Here is a 1,056-nt window from a genome sequence, read left to right on the forward strand (position 1 = left end):
AACCGGAACCCGAGCCTGCCCCCGCGCCAGCCGCCCCTGAGGTGGTTCCCGAGCCCGAACCCGCCCCCTTGATCCCGAGCAAGGTACATGTGGGACCGGTTCGTTCCGGCCAGCAGATTTACGCCGCCGGCACCTCGCTGGTGGTGCTGGGGTCCGTCAGTCCGGGAGCTGAAGTGCTCGCCGACGACAGCATTCATATTTATGGCACCCTGCGTGGCAGAGCCATTGCCGGCGCCCGGGGCAACACCCAGGCCCGGATCTATTGCCAGCAATTACAGGCCGAGCTGCTCTCCATCGCGGGCACATTCCAGCTGAGCGATGCATTGCCGGCAGGCCTGATCCAGCAACCGGTACACGTCCGGCTGGACAACGAACAACTCCGAATAGACCGTATCAAATAGAGTTACAAGGAAGCGAGAATGGCGCGAATCATAGTCGTTACATCGGGTAAAGGTGGCGTTGGCAAGACCACAACCAGTGCGGCCCTGAGCACCGGCTTAGCCCAGCGTGGTCACAAGACAGTGGTCATTGACTTTGACATCGGTCTGAGAAACCTGGATCTCATCATGGGCTGCGAGCGGCGCGTGGTGTATGACTTCGTCAACGTCATCAACGGGGAAGCAAACCTCAATCAGGCGCTGATCAAGGACAAACGCTCGGAAAATCTGTTTATCCTGCCCGCCTCCCAGACCCGGGACAAAGATGCCCTCACCCGTGAGGGGGTCGAGAAGATCCTGGATCAGCTGGCGGAGATGAAGTTCGATTACATCGTCTGCGACTCCCCGGCAGGGATCGAGGCGGGCGCACTGATGGCGCTCTATTTTGCCGACGAAGCGATCGTCACCACCAACCCGGAAGTCTCTTCCGTGCGTGACTCCGACCGCATCCTTGGCATCCTGGCCTCCAAGTCCCGCCGCGCCGAGCGTGGCGAAGACCCCATCAAGGAGCACCTGCTGCTGACCCGCTACTGCCCGACCCGCGTCAACCGCGGCGACATGCTGAGCGTGCAGGATGTGCAGGAGATCCTGGCCATCCCGCTGCTCGGGGTGATCCCGG

Annotated in this window: 2 protein-coding genes; both read left to right on the top strand. The window is 61.6% G+C overall.

Features of this window, described 5'->3' with window-relative positions; genetic code table 11:
- On the top strand, positions 1-401 hold a 401-nt coding region (gene minC, locus BN1139_RS16080), incomplete at its 5' end, for a septum site-determining protein MinC (RefSeq protein ID WP_041980730.1).
- A gap of 18 nt (positions 402-419) precedes the next feature.
- The coding region (minD, locus tag BN1139_RS16085) for a septum site-determining protein MinD (RefSeq protein WP_041980733.1) at positions 420-1,056 on the top strand (637 nt) is incomplete at its 3' end.

This window comes from Aeromonas veronii bv. veronii (genome assembly GCF_000820225.1).
GTDB lineage: Bacteria > Pseudomonadota > Gammaproteobacteria > Enterobacterales > Aeromonadaceae > Aeromonas > Aeromonas veronii.